Origin of the sequence: Xenorhabdus siamensis (genome assembly GCF_037996745.1) — a bacterium.
Lineage (GTDB): Bacteria > Pseudomonadota > Gammaproteobacteria > Enterobacterales > Enterobacteriaceae > Xenorhabdus > Xenorhabdus indica.
This window is the reverse complement of the sequence record NZ_JBBMXE010000014.1, coordinates 323229-341782: the sequence shown is the minus strand read 5'-3', so window position 1 is coordinate 341782 and position 18554 is coordinate 323229. Positions and strand designations below refer to the sequence as shown.

Annotated in this window: 18 protein-coding genes and 2 tRNA genes; 18 read left to right on the top strand and 2 right to left on the bottom strand. The window is 45.3% G+C overall.

Features of this window, described 5'->3' with window-relative positions:
- Nucleotides 1-90: 90 nt before the first annotated feature.
- The 4 genes from AAC852_RS15580 (at nucleotide 91) to cgtA (ending at nucleotide 2868) form a co-directional block, all read left to right on the top strand.
- A protein-coding gene (locus AAC852_RS15580; RefSeq protein WP_340619644.1) for an IS5 family transposase occupies nucleotides 91-857 on the top strand; the annotation gives its coding sequence in 2 pieces (ribosomal slippage) (nucleotides 91-466 and nucleotides 466-857; 768 coding nt in all).
- 124 nt (nucleotides 858-981) lie between these two features.
- Entirely contained in the window at nucleotides 982-1290 is a 309-nt protein-coding gene (gene rplU / locus AAC852_RS15575) for a 50S ribosomal protein L21 (protein ID WP_045968299.1), read from the top strand.
- Between the two features lie 20 nt (nucleotides 1291-1310).
- Nucleotides 1311-1568, top strand: a complete 258-nt coding sequence (gene rpmA, locus AAC852_RS15570) for a 50S ribosomal protein L27 (protein ID WP_038261469.1) — start codon at nucleotides 1311-1313, stop codon at nucleotides 1566-1568.
- Between the two features lie 130 nt (nucleotides 1569-1698).
- On the top strand, nucleotides 1699-2868 hold the full coding sequence (gene cgtA / locus AAC852_RS15565; protein WP_340621780.1) for an Obg family GTPase CgtA: 1170 nt from the start codon (nucleotides 1699-1701) through the stop codon (nucleotides 2866-2868).
- 77 nt (nucleotides 2869-2945) lie between these two features.
- Here the strand turns inward: cgtA and dacB are convergent, their stop codons facing one another.
- Nucleotides 2946-4394 (bottom strand): serine-type D-Ala-D-Ala carboxypeptidase, encoded by a 1449-nt coding sequence (gene dacB / locus AAC852_RS15560; protein ID WP_340621779.1) that lies wholly within the window; start codon nucleotides 4392-4394, stop codon nucleotides 2946-2948.
- A 314-nt stretch (nucleotides 4395-4708) separates the two neighbouring features.
- On the opposite strand from dacB, the gene greA reads away from it, so the two are divergent.
- The gene (greA, locus tag AAC852_RS15555) at nucleotides 4709-5185 is read left to right on the top strand and encodes a transcription elongation factor GreA (RefSeq protein WP_038261474.1); all 477 of its coding nucleotides are present in this window, start codon (nucleotides 4709-4711) and stop codon (nucleotides 5183-5185) included.
- A gap of 151 nt (nucleotides 5186-5336) precedes the next feature.
- Here the strand turns inward: greA and yhbY are convergent, their stop codons facing one another.
- Nucleotides 5337-5630, bottom strand: coding sequence for a ribosome assembly RNA-binding protein YhbY (yhbY, locus tag AAC852_RS15550; RefSeq protein ID WP_340621778.1), 294 nt, complete (start codon nucleotides 5628-5630; stop codon nucleotides 5337-5339).
- 133 nt (nucleotides 5631-5763) lie between these two features.
- Here yhbY and rlmE point away from each other — a divergent pair, with 133 nt between their 5' ends.
- The 13 genes from rlmE to rpsO all read left to right on the top strand — a co-directional run bounded on the left by rlmE (nucleotide 5764) and on the right by rpsO (nucleotide 18524).
- The gene (rlmE, locus tag AAC852_RS15545; RefSeq protein ID WP_038261480.1) at nucleotides 5764-6393 is read left to right on the top strand and encodes a 23S rRNA (uridine(2552)-2'-O)-methyltransferase RlmE; all 630 of its coding nucleotides are present in this window, start codon (nucleotides 5764-5766) and stop codon (nucleotides 6391-6393) included.
- A gap of 47 nt (nucleotides 6394-6440) precedes the next feature.
- Complete coding sequence (ftsH, locus tag AAC852_RS15540; protein ID WP_340621777.1) at nucleotides 6441-8366, top strand: ATP-dependent zinc metalloprotease FtsH; 1926 nt, start codon at nucleotides 6441-6443, stop codon at nucleotides 8364-8366.
- 113 nt (nucleotides 8367-8479) lie between these two features.
- Nucleotides 8480-9325 (top strand): dihydropteroate synthase, encoded by an 846-nt coding sequence (gene folP, locus AAC852_RS15535; protein WP_340621776.1) that lies wholly within the window; start codon nucleotides 8480-8482, stop codon nucleotides 9323-9325.
- A gap of 83 nt (nucleotides 9326-9408) precedes the next feature.
- Nucleotides 9409-10740: a phosphoglucosamine mutase gene (gene glmM / locus AAC852_RS15530; RefSeq protein WP_340621775.1), complete on the top strand. Its 1332-nt coding sequence runs from the start codon at nucleotides 9409-9411 to the stop codon at nucleotides 10738-10740.
- A 197-nt stretch (nucleotides 10741-10937) separates the two neighbouring features.
- Complete coding sequence (gene secG, locus AAC852_RS15525) at nucleotides 10938-11285, top strand: preprotein translocase subunit SecG (protein WP_038261492.1); 348 nt, start codon at nucleotides 10938-10940, stop codon at nucleotides 11283-11285.
- A gap of 112 nt (nucleotides 11286-11397) precedes the next feature.
- Nucleotides 11398-11487: transfer RNA gene (locus AAC852_RS15520), tRNA-Leu, on the top strand.
- 58 nt (nucleotides 11488-11545) lie between these two features.
- Nucleotides 11546-11622, top strand: a tRNA-Met gene (locus AAC852_RS15515).
- A 237-nt stretch (nucleotides 11623-11859) separates the two neighbouring features.
- Nucleotides 11860-12312: a ribosome maturation factor RimP gene (gene rimP, locus AAC852_RS15510; RefSeq protein ID WP_340621774.1), complete on the top strand. Its 453-nt coding sequence runs from the start codon at nucleotides 11860-11862 to the stop codon at nucleotides 12310-12312.
- A 21-nt stretch (nucleotides 12313-12333) separates the two neighbouring features.
- Nucleotides 12334-13842: a transcription termination factor NusA gene (gene nusA / locus AAC852_RS15505; RefSeq protein ID WP_340621773.1), complete on the top strand. Its 1509-nt coding sequence runs from the start codon at nucleotides 12334-12336 to the stop codon at nucleotides 13840-13842.
- 25 nt (nucleotides 13843-13867) lie between these two features.
- Nucleotides 13868-16639, top strand: a complete 2772-nt coding sequence (gene infB / locus AAC852_RS15500; protein ID WP_340621772.1) for a translation initiation factor IF-2 — start codon at nucleotides 13868-13870, stop codon at nucleotides 16637-16639.
- A gap of 106 nt (nucleotides 16640-16745) precedes the next feature.
- A complete protein-coding gene (rbfA, locus tag AAC852_RS15495) occupies nucleotides 16746-17156 on the top strand; it encodes a 30S ribosome-binding factor RbfA (RefSeq protein ID WP_340621771.1) in 411 nt (136 codons plus the stop codon).
- Entirely contained in the window at nucleotides 17156-18103 is a 948-nt protein-coding gene (gene truB, locus AAC852_RS15490; RefSeq protein WP_340621770.1) for a tRNA pseudouridine(55) synthase TruB, read from the top strand. The genes rbfA and truB overlap by 1 nt, the downstream gene beginning before the upstream one ends.
- A 151-nt stretch (nucleotides 18104-18254) precedes the next feature.
- The gene (gene rpsO, locus AAC852_RS15485; protein WP_038261508.1) at nucleotides 18255-18524 is read left to right on the top strand and encodes a 30S ribosomal protein S15; all 270 of its coding nucleotides are present in this window, start codon (nucleotides 18255-18257) and stop codon (nucleotides 18522-18524) included.
- Nucleotides 18525-18554 lie beyond the last annotated feature (30 nt).

The window sequence follows — 18554 nt, the reverse complement described above, 5'->3', positions numbered from 1 at the left end:
TCGGCTTTTTTCTCCTCTGTTCTAGATAGTGTCGTCATAAATAAATTCATGTAATAATCACCCTATATTACATGAATGGATGACTTAACCATGAGCACACCCGCACACCGCCGTCACGATATTTCCGATCATATTTGGAGTTTGCTTGAACCTCACCTACCGGGGCGTAAGGGGGCCTGGGGGCGTGTTGCTTATGATAATCGATTATTTATTAATGCCGTGTTCTGGATTTTACGGACAGGCGCACCCTGGCGAGATTTACCGCCCGATTATGGCGACTGGAAAAATACGCATCGCCGTTTTTGTCGGTGGCGGGACAAAGGCGTATGGGAAGGACTGCTTGAAGAACTCATCTTTGAACCCGATTTCGAATGGCTGATGATTGACGCCAGTCATATTAAGGTTCATCCCCATGCCGCAGGAGCGGCAGGAGGCAATCAGGATATGGGGCGCACAAAAGGGGGCTCAATACAAAGATACATCTGGCCGTGGATGCGCATGGTATGCCGATCAGAGCGCTTATTACAAGCGGTCCCACAGCGGATTGCTCACAAGCTGAGGCCTTGATTGACGGAATAGAGGCAGAACATTTATTAGCGGATCGGGGCTATGACAGTAATACCGTTGTTGAACAAGCAAAAAAACAAGGCATGGCAGCGCAAATTCCCGGCCGAAAAAATCGCAAAGTGAAACGAGAATATGATCGAGACCTCTATCGACTCAGGCATTTAGTTGAAAATGCGTTTCTTCATCTTAAACGCTGGCGTGGCATAGCAACCCGCTATGCCAAAAATAGTGCATCGTTTCTTGCCGCGGTCCAAATCCGTTGCCTTGCTCTTTGGTTAAGTATCTCATGACGACACTATCTAATTCTGCTCTTGTCTTCCAAGTGGTTTTTGCGTAGAATTCGCGCCCTATTGTGAATATTTTATAGCGCGCTCTGGAAAGAATTTTAGGGAGTGCGCGGAAAGCGGAGTTAATATGTACGCGGTTTTCCAAAGTGGTGGTAAACAACACCGAGTAAGCGAAGGTCAAACTATTCGCTTGGAAAAGCTGGACATCGCAACAGGTGAAACTGTTGAGTTTGACCAGGTTCTGATGGTCGCTAATGGTGAAGACATCAAAATCGGCGCTCCAGTAGTTGAAGGCGTTAAAGTTAAAGCTGAAGTTGTTGCGCACGGTCGTGGTGAGAAAGTTAAAATCGTTAAGTTTCGTCGTCGTAAACACAGCCGTAAGCAGCAGGGCCACCGTCAGTGGTTCACTGATGTTAAAATCACTGGCATCGCTTAAGATATTAGGAGAGCAGATTAATGGCACACAAAAAGGCTGGCGGCTCGACTCGTAACGGTCGCGATTCTGAAAGCAAACGTCTGGGTGTAAAACGTTTTGGTGGTGAATCTGTTTTGGCAGGTAGCATCATCGTTCGTCAACGTGGTACTAAATTCCACGCAGGTAACAATGTAGGTTGTGGTCGTGACCACACCCTGTTTGCATTAGCTGACGGAAAAGTTAAATTCGAAGTTAAAGGTCCAAAAAACCGTAAATTTATCAGCATTGTAGCTGAATAAGTTTTTTGAACTTCGATCGAATCGGAAGCCCTGCAATGTGTGTTGCGGGGCTTTTTATATTTTGGATTATGCCATCTCTGGGTACGATCTGCCATCCAGCTTTATAGTGGCTATCCTACGGAGAAAAGTGATGAAATTTGTAGATGAAGCCAGGATACTGGTTGTAGCGGGAGATGGTGGCAATGGCTGTGTCAGCTTCCGTCGTGAAAAATATATTCCAAAAGGTGGGCCGGACGGCGGTGACGGTGGTGATGGTGGTGATGTTTATCTACTGGCAGATGAAAACCTCAATACGCTAATCGACTACCGTTTTGAGAAGTCCTTCCGCGCTGAACGTGGGCAAAATGGGCAAAGCCGTGATTGTACCGGCAAGCGTGGTCAGGATATTACCATTAAAGTACCAGTAGGGACTCGTATCCGTGATATCGCGACAGGGGAAATTCTGGGCGATATGGTACGTCACGAGCAGCGTTTGATGGTTGCGAAAGGTGGCTTTCATGGTTTGGGTAACACCCGTTTTAAATCCTCTGTTAACCGCGCGCCTCGCCAGAGAACCATGGGAACGCCGGGAGAAAGTCGTGAGCTTCTGTTGGAGCTGATGTTACTGGCTGACGTAGGGATGTTGGGAATGCCAAATGCGGGTAAATCTACCTTCATCCGCGCTGTTTCAGCAGCAAAACCGAAAGTCGCTGATTATCCATTTACGACGTTAGTACCAAGCCTTGGTGTTGTACGTATGGATAACGAGCAAAGCTTCGTCGTAGCAGATATCCCAGGTTTGATTGAAGGTGCATCAGAAGGTGCTGGTTTGGGTATTCGTTTCCTGAAACATTTGGAGCGTTGCCGTGTACTGTTGCATTTAATTGACCTCTGCCCAATTGATGAATCTGATCCAGTAGAGAATGCTCGTATTATCATCAATGAACTGCATAAATACAGTGAAAAACTGGCTGAAAAACCACGCTGGTTGGTATTCAATAAGGTTGATCTGACTGATCCGGAAGAAGCCAAATTGAAAGCGAAGGCGATTGCTGATGAACTGGGCTGGGAAGGCGATTACTACATGATTTCAGCCGTGAATCGTCAGGGAGTGAAAGAGCTCTGCTGGGATATCATGGAATTCATCAAGGCTCAGCCTCGCAAAATAGATGCCGAGGAAGGATCTCAACCGAAGAAAGTTGAGTTCATGTGGGATGACTACCATAAGGAACAGTTGCAGCAATCATCTGATACAGATGATTGGGATGACGACTGGGATGAAGAAGATGAAGAAGGCGTTGAATTTATTTACAAACGCTAAGTTCTCAGATATCTAAATGATGGAAAAGGGCGTATTTGAAGCGCCCTTTTTTCTTATTCTCTCTGAAGGTATTTTCGTCAATTGTTTTTGTATAGCGATTTATATAAATGGCTTTCAAAACGAGTCAGAGGAACACGGCGCTGACGTTGATCTTCAGGAGAGACGGAGTAAGACGAAATAAATTGAACAAAAGCGATCTGTTGTCCGCTGGCAGCTTTCATAAAGCCAGCAAGGTTATATACACCTTGCAATGATCCTGTTTTCGCAAAAACTTTACCATTAACTCCCGCCTCATGCAGACCGGGACGATAGGCTAGAGTCCCATCATAACCTGCTTGCGGCAGCATAGAGATGAAATCCAGTTCGTTATTGTGCTGGGCAATGAATTGTAAAATCTCCATCATTGTTGAAGGAGTGATAAGGTCATGACGTGAGAGACCGGAACCATCAACTAAGACGCTATTACCAAGATCAATACCTGCCTTTTGTTTTAAGATCTGACGAACAGCATCAGAGCCTGAGCGCCAGGTGCCGGGAACGTTAAAGTAATAATGTCCCAGGGTGCGAAAAACGGTATCAGCTATCATATTATCTGACTTTTTCAGCATGATTCTGAGCAGATCATGTAAAGGTATTGATTGATTTAATGCGAGGATCTTTTCCGTTTGTTCAGGAAGCGATTGGCGTCGTAGATGGCCTTTTAACTCAATTCCAGCAAGATGTAGTTCATTTTTCAGAATAGCGCCCACATAGCTTGCTCCATTCTGGATAGCAAATGCCAGTGGCAAGGGTTCACTACGTTGTGTCAGGCAGCCAGTCAGCGTATAACGGTTCAATTCTCCTGCTGTCACATCAAGTTCACAATACTTTGCTTCTGGAGAACCTTTCGCAAGTGTTTTTACTTCACTGAATACATTGACAGGATAATACGAAGGAACATGAACAGTGGCTAATGCATCAGTTTGTTCGGCGCTGTAGAGTAAGACTGAAAAACAGTTTTTATCCACAATAGCAGCAGCAGAAGGGGCACTAAAACATTGCGTCATATCATTCCATATCCAACCGGGTGCTTTATCGTGGCTGGAAAAAATGGAAATATCCATGATGAGATCACCTTCAATCTGCTGTACACCAGATTGTTTTAACTTTTCTACCATATTGCGCAGTTGTGTGCGTGTTAGCGATGGATCACCAACGAAACGGGCGATAAGATTGCCTTTTAATCTGCCATCTTCAACATTAGCGTCACTCTCTAATGTAGTGACAAAGCGGAAATCTTTGCCAAGCTGCAATAAGGCAGCTAATGCTGTCACGATTTTCTGAGTACTGGCAGGTAATGCCAATTGCTGTCCATGATAATTAATGAGAGGTGTTTTTTCGCCGATTTTCTGGGCGATAAACGAAAAATTAGTTCCCGCTGGCAAATATTGAATATTTTCTTCAATTGAAGAGGCATTTGCACTGAAAATACTCAGGCTCAAACTGAGCATACAAGCTATTCTGCTGGTAATCTTTAAAAGAGCCATAGATCTCGCATATAAATTGAATGTATTCCGATAATATTTGTATCAATAATACTAAGATGCAATTCAGGAAAAAGTAAACGATGATCCATCATCAACTCTACGTTAAAATGATAGATTAGCAGTTTAAATATGTATGTGAACTATCAGAGTATTCTGTAGTTTATACTCTTTTTATTGTCTGGAAGCCCGCCTGATAGGGTGTGCTCATTGTGTTGTAGTCTATTGCAATATACTGTTATTGCAAGAGAAGTGATGCTATTGCAAAAATCAGGAAGATGTTGTCTGGGCTTAGGATTGATTTAGAGGTTTGATAAATGAAACAAATTCCGATGACGGTACGTGGCGCAGATAAATTGCGCGAAGAATTAGAATATCTGAAAAATGTACGTCGCCCTCAAATTATTACTGCAATCGCTGAGGCGCGTGAGCACGGTGACTTGAAAGAAAATGCTGAATATCACGCTGCTCGTGAGCAACAAGGATTCTGTGAAGGCCGTATTCAAGAAATCGAAGCTAAACTTTCTAATGCACAAGTGATCGATATCACTAAGATGACCAACAATGGCCGTGTAATTTTTGGCGCAACGGTAACGGTGTTAAACGTTGATTCTGATGAAGAACAGACTTACCGCATTGTGGGGGACGATGAAGCGAATATCAAAGAAAACCTGCTGTCGGTTAACTCGCCTATTGCCCGTGGCTTAATTGGTAAAGAAGTGGATGATGTTGCTGTGATTGATACTCCGGGCGGCAAAGTGGAATATGAAGTTCTGAACGTTGAGTATATTTGATATTCAATTTAAAAGTTGAATTAACCTTCCCGCTCATAGAGCGGGGAGGGGCATAGAAAACAGCGATTATATATTGATGATGGAAATAAAAAGGCCTGATTTGGCCTTTTTTATCATGGTAGAATGGCACTTTTGTATAAATATGTTGAGATTATTTCGGTAAACTAATCTTGCGCTCTTTCGATGGGCGGTAGAGAACTAGCATTTTTCCAATAATTTGCACATTATATGCATCAGTTTCACGAACAATAGCTTCCGCGATCAAAGTTTTGATTTCCCGGTCTTCGCCTGCAACCTTGACTTTGATAAGCTCGTGATGCGAAAGGGTTTGTTCGATTTCGGCCAATACGCCTTCAGTCAGTCCGTTGTTACCGATCATAACAACAGGCTTTAATGAATGAGCGAGACTTTTCAGGTATTGCACTTGTTTCTTGTTAAGAGTCATCGTTTTTTTGCTTAGTTGGGATTGAAAACGACATATTCTACCGCCATCTACTATCTATCACCATAAGTGTGTGGTGTAGTTTGATAAGAGAATGCAAAAATAGGGCTCTCTATTAGTATAGTTGGAAAAAACAATGGCCAATAAAAAACGCTCAGCAAGCTCAAGTCGCTGGTTACAGGAACATTTTAGTGATAAATATGTTCTTCAGGCGCAGAAAAAAGGGCTTCGCTCCCGCGCTTGGTTTAAACTTGATGAGATACAGCAAAGCGACAAAATCTTTAAACTGGGCATGACCGTTGTTGATTTAGGCGCTGCCCCTGGTGGGTGGTCTCAGTACGTAGTCAGTCAGATTGGTGATCGTGGTCGGGTAATTGCCTGTGATCTTTTGCCGATGGATCCCATTGTTGGAGTTGATTTCCTACAGGGGGACTTCCGTGATGAGTTTGTATTGAAAACATTGTTTGAGAGAGTTGGTGATAATAAAGTCCAGGTCGTCATGTCGGATATGGCTCCCAATATGAGTGGAACCCCCGCGGTCGATATTCCTCGATCCATGTATCTGGTTGAGTTAGCGTTGGATATGTGTCGTGATGTGCTGGCCCCTGGGGGTAGTTTTATCGTCAAAGTGTTTCAGGGAGAGGGCTTTGATGAGTACCTGAGGGAAATACGCTCCCTTTTTACGAAAGTCAAAATTCGTAAACCAGACGCTTCGCGGGCACGATCACGTGAAGTATACATTGTAGCGACAGGGCGGAAAGTGTAGTACCCTGCTGCTATTTGTTAACACAGTTGTAATATGAGGTTAATCCCTTGAGTGACATGGCGAAAAACCTGATTCTCTGGTTAGTCATCGCAGTTGTCTTGATGTTATTGTTCCAGAGTTTTGGTCCCGGCGATTCCAGTGGTCGTAGGGTGGATTACTCGAACTTCATCAGTGAGTTATCACATAATCAAATCAGTGAAGTACGTATTTCGGGTCGTGACATTGATTTCACTAAGAAAGACAACGGTGGAAAATATAGCACGTATATGCCAGTTCAGGATGAGAAGCTGCTGGATACGCTGCTCAACAAACAGGTAAAAGTTGTTGGTGAACCACCAGAGCAACAAGGCCTGTTAGCGACTCTCTTTATTTCATGGTTCCCAATGCTACTGCTGATTGGCGTTTGGATCTTTTTTATGCGCCAAATGCAAGGTGGTGGCGGTAAAGGGGCGATGTCTTTCGGTAAAAGCAAAGCCCGTATGTTAACGGAAGATCAGATCAAAACCACATTTGCTGATGTTGCTGGTTGTGATGAAGCAAAAGAAGAAGTAGGTGAATTAGTTGAATACCTGCGTGAACCCGGCCGTTTCCAAAAACTAGGTGGTAAGATCCCGAAAGGTATCCTGATGGTAGGGCCTCCGGGTACAGGTAAGACCTTGCTAGCGAAAGCAATTGCAGGTGAGGCTAAAGTGCCATTCTTCACCATTTCTGGTTCTGACTTTGTTGAAATGTTTGTTGGTGTTGGTGCTTCTCGTGTTCGTGATATGTTTGAACAAGCGAAGAAAGCCGCTCCTTGTATTATCTTTATCGACGAAATTGATGCCGTAGGGCGTCAACGTGGTGCTGGTTTGGGTGGTGGACACGATGAACGTGAACAAACGCTGAACCAGATGCTGGTTGAAATGGATGGCTTTGAAGGTAACGAAGGCATTATCGTTATCGCAGCAACTAACCGTCCTGATGTTCTGGACCCGGCTCTGTTGCGTCCGGGCCGTTTCGACCGTCAGGTTGTCGTTGGTCTGCCAGATGTTCGCGGTCGTGAACAGATTCTAAAAGTTCATATGCGCCGTATTCCATTGGATACTGACATTGATGCTTCCATTATTGCCCGTGGTACACCAGGTTTCTCTGGTGCGGATTTGGCAAACCTGGTGAACGAAGCAGCTTTATTTGCCGCTCGTAGCAACAGACGCGTCGTGTCTATGGTGGAATTTGAGAAGGCAAAAGATAAGATCATGATGGGTGCAGAGCGCCGTTCAATGGTCATGACAGAAGAGCAGAAAGAATCCACCGCTTACCACGAAGCAGGACATGCCATCATTGGCCGTCTGGTTCCTGAACATGATCCTGTCCATAAAGTGACAATCATTCCCCGTGGTCGCGCGTTGGGTGTAACTTTCTTCTTGCCAGAAGGTGATCAAATCAGTGCCAGCCGTCAGAAATTAGAAAGTCAGATTTCTACTTTATACGGCGGCCGTCTTGCAGAAGAGATCATCTACGGCCCAGATAATGTTTCTACGGGCGCTTCCAATGACATTAAAGTGGCAACATCTATTGCCCGTAACATGGTGACACAATGGGGTTTCTCGGAAAAACTAGGTCCACTGTTGTATGCGGAAGAAGAAGGCGAAGTTTTCCTTGGTCGTTCTGTGGCTAAGGCAAAACACATGTCGGAAGATACTGCACGTTTAATTGATCAAGAAGTGAAAGTTATCATTGATCGCAACTACCAGCGTGCACGTCAGATTCTGATGGATAATCTGGATATCTTGCATTCAATGAAAGATGCTTTGATGAAGTACGAAACCATTGATGCACCTCAGATTGATGACCTGATGAACCGCACTACAGTCCGTCCACCGGCAGGTTGGGAAGGCGATAACGATAATGGTGGTAATAGCAGTAATAATCGTCAGAATACATCGTCTCAGCAGCAGGCCACGAAACCTGCGGATGGTAATCCAACTGCGTAATCTATTCAAACCAAGGGCGATCATTGATAGAAAGGTTGCCTCTGGTTTTGACAGACCGTACTTACTAAACCCCGGGTTTGTCCTGGGGTTTTTAACATTAAGGCCCCCTAGCGATGAAACTCACATCCAGAGGCAGTATTCTTGACCTTTCCCATCCGCAAGTCATGGGAATTCTGAATGTTACCCCTGATTCTTTTTCAGATGGTGGTACTCACAGTACCCTTGATGCGGCACTACAACATGCTGCCAGAATGGTTGAAGAAGGAGCCACTATTATTGATGTTGGTGGCGAATCAACACGTCCAGGTGCTGATGATGTCAGTGAACAGGAAGAACTAGATCGCGTTGTGCCTGTAATAGAATCTTTGACACAGCGTTTTAAGGTGTGGATCTCTGTTGATACGTCAAAAGCTATCGTAATGCAGGAAGCTGCCAAAGCAGGGGCTCATATCATTAATGACATTCGTTCATTGCAGGAGCCGGGTGCACTAGAGGCAGCGGTAAAAACAGAGTTACCAGTTTGTTTAATGCACATGCAGGGACAACCCCGAACAATGCAGGTAGAACCTCACTACGAAAATGTTGTGGCAGAAGTCAAAACATACTTAGAAGAGCAGATTGAACGCTGTGTTGCGGCAGGTATTAAAAGAAACAAGCTGATGATAGATCCGGGATTCGGTTTTGGTAAGAATTTATCACATAATTATCAATTATTGGCTCATTTGAAAGAACTCCACTATCTTGGTCTGCCGATTCTGGCTGGTATGTCACGCAAGTCCATGATTGGCCAGTTACTTCATATCCCACCACAGGAGAGAGTAACGGGAAGTGTTGCTTGTGCTGTCATTGCGGCTATGCAGGGAGCTCAGATTATTCGCGTGCATGATGTAAAAGAAACGGTGCAGGCAATGCAGATTGTTCAGGCAACCTTGTCAGAGAAGACGATTTGTCGTCAGTAGCGAATCCGAATCCCCCAGATAAATTATTAGCAAAACGTAGATTGTGAACAAAGAATACGTTCAGCAAAGGAAGAAAGAAATTTATGAGTAGCCGTAAATATTTTGGTACTGATGGTATCCGTGGCAAAGTCGGTAATAGTCCAATTACCCCCGATTTTGTTTTAAAACTTGGTTGGGCCGCGGGTAAAGTACTGGCGCGTCATGGTTCTCGCAAAATTATTATTGGCAAAGATACCCGCATTTCCGGCTATATGCTGGAATCTGCTTTGGAAGCGGGGTTGGCAGCCGCAGGGCTATCAGCATCGTTTACTGGCCCGATGCCGACGCCAGCCGTAGCATACCTGACACGCACTTTCCGCGCTGAAGCGGGAATTGTTATTTCTGCTTCTCATAATCCTTACTACGATAACGGTATTAAATTCTTTTCCATTGATGGCACTAAACTTCCTGATGATGTGGAAGAAGCAATTGAAGCCGAAATGGAAAAACCGCTGACCTGCGTAGAATCCGCTGAATTAGGGCGTGCTAATCGTATCGTTGATGCGGCAGGCCGTTATATCGAATTCTGTAAAGGCACATTCCCAAGTGAACAAAGTCTAAATGGATTAAAAATTGTATTGGATTGTGCTAATGGTGCTACCTACCATATCGCACCGAACGTTCTCAGAGAGTTGGGCGCTGATGTGATAACCATTGGTTGTGAGCCAAATGGCATCAATATCAATGAAGAATGCGGTGCGACAGATGTCCGGCTATTACAGAAACGGGTTTTGGAAGAGCAGGCAAATGTTGGTTTGGCATTTGATGGTGATGGTGATCGGATAATCATGGTTGATCATTTGGGTCAAAAAGTGGATGGAGACCAGATACTTTATATCATCGCACGTGAAGCATTGCGACAAGGGCAACTGCGCGGTGGAGCAGTGGGAACTTTGATGAGCAATATGGGATTGGAATTGGCATTGAAACAGCTTGGCATTCCATTTGAACGTGCCAAAGTCGGTGACCGCTATGTACTGGAGAAGTTGCAAGAAAAAGGCTGGCGTTTAGGCGCAGAAAATTCAGGCCATGTCATATTACTGGATAAAACCACAACAGGCGATGGTATTGTTGCTGGTTTGCAGGTATTGAGTGCTATGGTACGTAACGATATGAGTCTGCATGATCTGTGTAGTGGCATGAAATTGTTGCCACAAGTGCTGGTCAATGTTCGTTTTAGTGGTGATAACGACCCTTTGCAATCAGAACGCGTACTCGAAGTTGTTAAAGAAGTTGAAGCTGAGTTAGATGGCCGTGGTCGGGTACTGTTACGCAAATCGGGCACTGAGCCACTGATCCGTGTGATGGTAGAAGGTGAAGATGAGGAGCAGGTTACGGCACTGGCGCATCGTATCGCAGATGCTGTGAAAAAATAGCCTGATTTGTTGATTTTTTCTTCGATCAGCATCAGTATTTAAAATTAACCTTGCTTGTCTGAAATGCTTTGGTTAGTATTCACACCCGCTCAATAAGTTAATTTTTTTAATTTTGAGCGGGTAATGCAGTATAACGTTACCAGAGTTATGACATTACCAAAGTTATGGCAAATCCCACGAGGAAACGGGTACAACATATGTATGAAGCTCTTTTAGGTATATTCTTGCTGGTCGGTATCGGGCTAATCGCTCTGGTTCTGCTACAGCAGGGGAAAGGTGCTGATATGGGTGCTTCCTTTGGTGCGGGTGCGTCTGCAACAATATTTGGTTCATCGGGTTCTGCGAATTTTATGACCCGCATGACAGCAGTTTTTGCAACACTGTTTTTTGTTATCAGTTTGGTACTGGGTAATATGACCAGTAACAGAACTGGTTCAAGCGGTAAGTGGGAAAATATTGCTGAACCTGCACAAGTTGAGAAACAAATAGAAGTGCCAGTAGTGCCAGCAAAGCCAACTAAACCGAATAGTGATATCCCACAGTAGCTCTCGATAGAAAGCTTTCGGTAAAAAGAATAGTCAGAAAAAGAATTGAAGTAGGGTTGTTGATTTAAACAGTTAGTACTTAACAGGTTAAGATAACAGTTCTACAATCAGTGCCGAGGTGGTGAAATTGGTATACACGCTACCTTGAGGTGGTAGTGCCTAAACAACGGGCGTACGGGTTCAAGTCCCGTCCTCGGCACCATTAATCTAGAAACTTGCGTTTTTAGTGTTATCAGCGTAAGATTTGCCACGTTTTCGAACGCGGGATGGAGCAGCATGGTAGCTCGTCGGGCTCATAACCCGAAGGTCGTCGGTTCAAATCCGGCTCCCGCAACCACTTCTTAACAACATATACCCTTTCAAATAGTTATGATTTAGCAGCCTAGGGTCTCAATCCTGATTTGACAGGTTGCTTCCAGAAGTATAGCTTTGAGAGGTATAGAAGAAGTTGGTTGAGACCACTGGCAGTAAATAGGGTCCAGTTGCATAAAGCCCCGGGTTTCGGGGTTTTTTGTTATTTGACAGCAGAACTACTGGGCTAATATAGCCCTTTTTTTATGTCTTGGGGGTGGGCTTGTCCACATTAGAGCAAAAATTAACAGCGATGATTTCAGCACCAGTTGAAGCTTTGGGTTTTGAATTAGTGGGCCTGGAGTTTATTCGCGCACGTGTATCGACACTGCGGGTCTATATCGATAGTGAGGAGGGTATCACTGTTGATGATTGTGCTGATGTTAGCCATCAGGTCAGTGCAGTACTCGATGTTGAAGATCCGATCTCAGGGCTTTATAACCTGGAAATATCTTCACCGGGGCTTGATCGTCCACTGTTTAAGGCTGAACACTACCAGCGTTTCATGGGTGAAAAAGTCGGCTTGATGTTACGCATGGCAATGCAAAACCGTCGTAAATGGCGAGGAATTATCAAAGCTGTTGATGGTGAAATGATTACGGTTACGGTGGATGGAAAAGACGAAGTGTTCGCACTGAGCAACATCCAGAAAGCGAATCTGGTACCCCACTTTTAAAGTTCGGATGAGGCAACTAGGATGAATAAAGAAATTCTGGCTGTTGTGGAAGCGGTTTCTAATGAAAAATCTCTCCCTCGTGAAAAAATCTTCGAAGCATTAGAGATTGCATTGGCGACAGCCACCAAGAAAAAATATGAGCAGGAAATCGATGTCCGTGTTTGCATCGATCGTAAATCCGGTGATTTTGATACTTTTCGCCGTTGGTTAGCTGTAGAAGAAGTCACTCTACCGACGCGTGAAATCACATTGGAAGCTGCAAAATTTGAAGACCCAGAAATTGAACTGGGTGGTTATATTGAAGATCAAATTGAATCAGTAACTTTTGACCGTATTACAACTCAGACTGCAAAACAGGTTATCGTGCAGAAAGTACGTGAGGCTGAACGTGCAATGGTCGTCGATCAGTTCCGTGAACAGCAGGGCGAGATCGTGACCGGTCAGGTCAAAAAAGTAAATCGTGATAATATTACGCTTGATTTGGGTAATAATGCTGAAGCGGTTATTTTGCGTGAAGATATGCTGCCACGTGAAAACTTCCGTCCGGGTGACCGCGTTCGTGGTGTCTTGTATGATGTGCGTCCAGAGGCACGTGGTGCACAGCTTTTCATTAGCCGTTCTCGTCCAGAGATGCTGATTGAATTGTTCCGCATCGAAGTACCGGAAATTGGCGAAGAGATCATTGAGATCAAAGCTGCTGCCCGTGATCCGGGTTCCCGTGCCAAAATCGCGGTGAAAACGAATGACAAGCGTATCGATCCGGTTGGTGCTTGCGTAGGTATGCGTGGTGCAAGGGTACAGGCCGTTTCCAGTGAGTTGGGCGGCGAACGAATTGATATCGTATTGTGGGATGACAATCCTGCGCAATTTGTTATTAATGCAATGGCTCCGGCGGATGTTGCATCTATCGTTGTTGATGAAGATAACTGTACGATGGATGTTGCCGTGGAAAACAGCAATCTTGCTCAGGCGATTGGTCGTAATGGCCAAAACGTCCGTCTGGCGGCACAATTGCTGAAAAAACATCGTGGTGATGACAAGTGGGAATTGAATGTCATGACTGCGGAAGAGCTGCAAGCGAAACATCAGGCAGAAGCTCATGCTTCTATTGATACATTTACTAAGCATCTCGACATTGATGAAGATTTCGCCACTGTATTGGTCGAAGAAGGTTTCTCCACACTGGAAGAGTTGGCTTATGTGCCAATCAATGAACTTCTGGCAGTGGAAGGCCTTGATGAGGAAACCGTTGAAGTTCTCCGTGAACGTGCAAAAGCGGCCTTGACGACGCTGGAACTGGCTCAGAAAGAGAGTCTTGGTGATCAGCAACCTGCCAAAGATTTACTGGATCTGCCTGGCATGGAACGTACTTTGGCGTTTAACCTGGCTGCCCGTGGCATCTGCACTCTGGAAGATCTTGCCGAGCAGGGTATCGACGACTTATCTGATATCGAAGGACTGAATGATGAGAAAGCAGGAGAACTCATTATGGCAGCCCGTAATATCTGTTGGTTTGGCGATGATGCATAAATAAACTGTAGCAGGAAGGAACAGAATGACAGAGGTAACCGTAAAATTACTGGCAGAAGAGATCCAGACATCGGTTGAACGCCTGATCCAGCAATTCACTGATGCTGGCATTCAGAAAACCGCAACTGACTCTGTTTCCCAGAAAGAAAAAGAAGCTTTGCTGGCACACCTGAACCGCGAACAAGGCGGTACTGGTGGTCAGCCAGGTAAATTAACACTACAGCGTAAAACGCGCAGTACACTGAACGTCCCTGGCACCGGTGGCAAAAGTAAATCGGTAGCGATTGAAGTCCGTAAAAAACGCACATATGTGAACCGTGACGCGATTGAACAAGCTAAAGCGGAAGAACAGGCGAAGCGTGAAGCGGAAGAGCAGGCTCGGCGCGAGGCAGAAGAAAAGGCGCGGCTTGAAGCTGAAGCGAAGAAACTCGCGGAAGAGCAAGCGAAACGTAACGCGGAAGAACAGGCAAAACGCGAAGCAGAAAAGCAAGCTCAACGTGAAGCAGAAGAAAAAGCCAAACGTGAAGAGGCTGAAAAGGCTCAGCGTGAGGCAGCGGAAAAAGAAAAAGTGACTAAGCAACATACCGAAAAGAAATCGAAACCAGTGCAAACTGAGCCAGCAGCGCAAACTGAAAAAGCGCGTCGTGAAGCTGAAGCAGCAAATTTAAAACGCAAAGCTGAAGAAGAGATGCGTCGTAAAGTTGAAGCGGAAGCAAGACGGGTAGCAGAAGAAGCCCGCCGCATGGCAGAAGAAAATCAGGATAAATGGTCTGACGACTCTGATTTTAATGACAGCAATGACTATCATGTAACCACTTCCCGTCATGCCCGTGATGCGGAAGATGAGAATGACGCTAAAGTTGAAGGTGATCGCCGTGCCCGCAATCGTGGCGGCAAATCCTCCCGCCAGAAGAAGAATAACAAACATTCTGAATCGAAAGCTGATCGTGAAGAAGCACGTGCGGTTGGTCGAACCAAAGGCAAACAGCGCAAAACCTCTGCTTTGCAGCAGAGCTTTACCAAACCTGTGGCAGTTGTTAACCGTGATGTAGTGATTGGTGAAACCATTACCGTTGCTGAACTGGCTAATAAGATGGCTGTCAAAGGTTCCCAGGTCATCAAAACCATGATGAAGATGGGGGCAATGGCGACCATTAACCAGGTTATCGATCAGGAAACAGCTCAACTGGTTGCCGAAGAAATGGGGCACAAAGTTATTCTACGTCGTGAAAACGAGCTAGAAGAAGCGCTGATGAGCGATCGTGATACTGGTGAAACTCAGGCAGAGCCTCGTGCGCCTGTGGTTACCATCATGGGTCACGTTGACCATGGTAAAACTTCTTTGTTGGATTACATCCGTTCAACCAAAGTAGCTTCCGGTGAAGCGGGCGGCATTACACAGCATATCGGTGCATATCATGTGAAAACTGAAAAAGGCATGATCACCTTCCTGGATACTCCAGGCCACGCTGCGTTTACCTCCATGCGTGCTCGTGGTGCTAAGGCAACCGATATTGTTGTTCTGGTTGTCGCTGCGGATGATGGCGTGATGCCTCAGACTATTGAAGCTATCCAGCACGCCAAAGCAGCGAGTGTGCCGGTAGTTGTTGCGGTCAATAAAATTGATAAACCAGAAGCTGATCCGGATCGCGTGAAGAATGAACTGTCGCAGTACGGCATTATTCCGGAAGATTGGGGCGGTGAAAACCAGTTTATCAATGTATCTGCTAAAGCTGGTATTGGTATTGATGAATTGCTGGAAGCTATCCTGCTGCAAGCTGAAGTTTTGGAGCTGAATGCAGTTCGTACTGGTATGGCAAATGGCGTGGTCATTGAATCCTTCCTGGATAAAGGCCGCGGTCCTGTTGCAACCATTCTGGTGCAGTCTGGTACTCTGAACAAAGGTGATATTGTTCTGTGCGGCTTCGAATATGGCCGTATCCGTGCGATGCGTAACGAACTTGGTCAGGAAGTCATGTCTGCCGGCCCTTCTATACCAGTGGAAATACTTGGTCTGTCCAACGTGCCATCTGCGGGTGATGAAGCAACTGTTGTACGTGATGAGAAAAAAGCCCGTGAAGTGGCATTGTACCGTCAGGGTAAATTCCGTGAAGTGAAACTGGCTCGCCAGCAGAAATCTAAACTGGAAAACATGTTTGCTAACATGGAAGAAGGTAAAGTATCTGAGCTGAACATCGTCCTGAAAACCGACGTTCAGGGTACGTGCGAAGCGATTTGTGATTCACTGATGAAGTTGTCTACTGACGAAGTGAAAGTGAAAATTATCGGCTCCGGTGTGGGGGGTATCACTGAAACTGACGCAACGCTTGCGGCGGCATCCAACGCAATCATTCTGGGCTTCAACGTCCGTGCTGATGCTTCTGCACGTCGAATCATTGAAAACGAAAGTGTTGATCTGCGTTATTACTCCGTTATCTATAGCTTGATTGATGAAATCAAACAGGCAATGAGCGGTATGTTGGCTCCAGAATACAAACAGCAAATCATGGGGCTGGCAGAAGTCCGTGATGTCTTTAAGTCACCGAAATTTGGTGCAATTGCTGGCTGTATGGTGACAGAAGGTACCATTAAACGTAATAATCCAATCCGTGTCCTGCGTGATAATGTGGTTATCTACGAAGGTGAACTGGAATCTCTGCGTCGCTTTAAGGATGACGTTAACGAAGTTCGTAATGGCATGGAATGTGGTATTGGTGTGAAGAACTACAATGATGTTCGTGTTGGCGATATGATAGAAGTCTTCGAAGTTGTTGAAATTAAACGCTCCATCGATTAAAAAACCACAATTGCCCAATAGATTTCAGGTAGTAGCTTGAAAAACGGGTATAGATTCATCCATTCTTGGGGGGCTTAATGCCCCCCAAATGTCAGGAGATAAAACAATGGCAAGAGAATTCAGTCGTACTCAGCGCGTTGCACAAGAAATGCAAAAAGAGATTGCCATCATTTTACAGCGTGAAGTCAAAGATCCCCGTATCGGCATGGCAACTGTTTCTGGTGTTGAGGTTTCCCGCGATCTGGCTTATGCCAAAGTATTTGTGACTTTTCTGAATGTGTTAGTAGAAGAACATGATTCAGATAAGGTTCAAGAGGGTATCAAGGCATTGAATGAAGCCTCTGGGTTTATTCGTTCTTTACTGGGCAAAGCGATGCGTCTGCGCATTATTCCTGAACTGACGTTTTCTTACGACAGTTCTTTGATAGAAGGGATGCGTATGTCAAATCTGGTGACTAATGTCGTAAAAAATGATGAGCAGCGTCGTGCTTCTGCGGATCATAACGAGGAAAAGTAATGGGGCGTCGTCGTCGGGGTCGTGCGATACACGGCGTACTGTTGCTGGACAAGCCACAGGATATTTCCTCCAATGATGCTTTACAGAAAGTAAGGCGAGTCTTTAATGCCAGCAAAGCAGGTCATACCGGTGCGTTAGATCCGCTGGCAACTGGAATGTTGCCGATTTGTCTGGGTGAAGCGACTAAGTTTTCTCAGTTTTTGCTGGATTCTGACAAACGCTATAGAGTCATTGCCCGTTTAGGACAGCGCACTGATACCTCCGATTCTCATGGAAAAATCATTTGTGAACGTGAAGTTCAGGTGACTTTGGCTCAGCTTGATGCGGCATTGGAAACATTCCGTGGTGATACCATGCAAGTTCCTTCCATGTACTCTGCATTAAAACATCAGGGAAAACCGCTGTATGAATATGCTCGTCAGGGCATTGAAGTTGAGCGGGAAGCGCGTCCAATTACTGTTTATGAATTACAGTTCATTCGCTGGGAAGGTGATGAACTGGAGCTGGAAATCCACTGTTCCAAAGGGACTTATATCCGTACGATCATTGACGATTTAGGAGAGTTGTTGGGTTGTGGTGCCCATGTGATTTATCTGCGTCGTTTGCAGGTTGCCAATTATCCTAATCATAGAATGGTGACATTGGACCAGTTATATGAGTTAAAAGAACAGGCGGAAAGACAACAGTTTGAAGCAGGAGAATTGCTCGACCCATTGTTGTTACCGATGGATACGGCCGTTGTGCATTTCCCTGTAATTCATCTGACATCTGTTGTTGCTGCTTATTTTAAGCAGGGACAGCCTGTTCGTAGCCAGCATCGTTTACCATCTGGTGAGTGGGTACGTATTACCGAAGGAGATGAAAACAAATTCATCGGTATTGCCGTGATTGATGACGATGGCTTAGTAGCTCCGCGTCGTTTGGTAGTTGAAGCTTATGATAGTTAAAACCGAATGATGGTTGAATTATATCAAAAGTAAGCAATTATGGGGTTATCTTGCGCTTCACCTATTTGCAGCGTAGAATAATGCGCCTGTATTGAGTGGCTGAATTAGAGATCGGCACTCGTCATTCATAATTTATATTTGGAGTTATACTATGTCTCTAAGTACTGAAGCAAAAGCGCAGATTATTGCTGAGTTTGGCCGTGGCGCTAACGACAGTGGTTCTAGCGAAGTTCAGATTGCCCTGCTGACTGCACAAATCAACCATCTGCAAGGTCACTTTGCAGAGCATAAAAAAGATCACCACAGCCGTCGTGGTCTGCTGCGTATGGTTGCACAGCGTCGTAACCAACTGAACTACCTGAAGCGTAAAGATCTGGCACGCTACACCGCGCTGATTGAGCGTCTGGGACTGCGTCGCTAATTGATGAGTTTCAGTGGAAAGGGGCCTATT

What these genes read in the sequence shown, in the direction of transcription:
- truB (WP_340621770.1), top strand. Translation starts at nt 17,156, where the DNA reads ATGGGGCGTCGTCGTCGGGGTCGTGCGATACACGGCGTACTGTTGCTG.
- infB (WP_340621772.1), top strand. Translation starts at nt 13,868, where the DNA reads ATGACAGAGGTAACCGTAAAATTACTGGCAGAAGAGATCCAGACATCG.
- rbfA (WP_340621771.1), top strand. Translation starts at nt 16,746, where the DNA reads ATGGCAAGAGAATTCAGTCGTACTCAGCGCGTTGCACAAGAAATGCAA.
- rpsO (WP_038261508.1), top strand. Translation starts at nt 18,255, where the DNA reads ATGTCTCTAAGTACTGAAGCAAAAGCGCAGATTATTGCTGAGTTTGGC.
- yhbY (WP_340621778.1), bottom strand. Translation starts at nt 5,630, where the DNA reads ATGACTCTTAACAAGAAACAAGTGCAATACCTGAAAAGTCTCGCTCAT.
- greA (WP_038261474.1), top strand. Translation starts at nt 4,709, where the DNA reads ATGAAACAAATTCCGATGACGGTACGTGGCGCAGATAAATTGCGCGAA.
- nusA (WP_340621773.1), top strand. Translation starts at nt 12,334, where the DNA reads ATGAATAAAGAAATTCTGGCTGTTGTGGAAGCGGTTTCTAATGAAAAA.
- glmM (WP_340621775.1), top strand. Translation starts at nt 9,409, where the DNA reads ATGAGTAGCCGTAAATATTTTGGTACTGATGGTATCCGTGGCAAAGTC.
- secG (WP_038261492.1), top strand. Translation starts at nt 10,938, where the DNA reads ATGTATGAAGCTCTTTTAGGTATATTCTTGCTGGTCGGTATCGGGCTA.
- folP (WP_340621776.1), top strand. Translation starts at nt 8,480, where the DNA reads ATGAAACTCACATCCAGAGGCAGTATTCTTGACCTTTCCCATCCGCAA.
- rplU (WP_045968299.1), top strand. Translation starts at nt 982, where the DNA reads ATGTACGCGGTTTTCCAAAGTGGTGGTAAACAACACCGAGTAAGCGAA.
- dacB (WP_340621779.1), bottom strand. Translation starts at nt 4,394, where the DNA reads ATGGCTCTTTTAAAGATTACCAGCAGAATAGCTTGTATGCTCAGTTTG.
- rpmA (WP_038261469.1), top strand. Translation starts at nt 1,311, where the DNA reads ATGGCACACAAAAAGGCTGGCGGCTCGACTCGTAACGGTCGCGATTCT.
- rlmE (WP_038261480.1), top strand. Translation starts at nt 5,764, where the DNA reads ATGGCCAATAAAAAACGCTCAGCAAGCTCAAGTCGCTGGTTACAGGAA.
- cgtA (WP_340621780.1), top strand. Translation starts at nt 1,699, where the DNA reads ATGAAATTTGTAGATGAAGCCAGGATACTGGTTGTAGCGGGAGATGGT.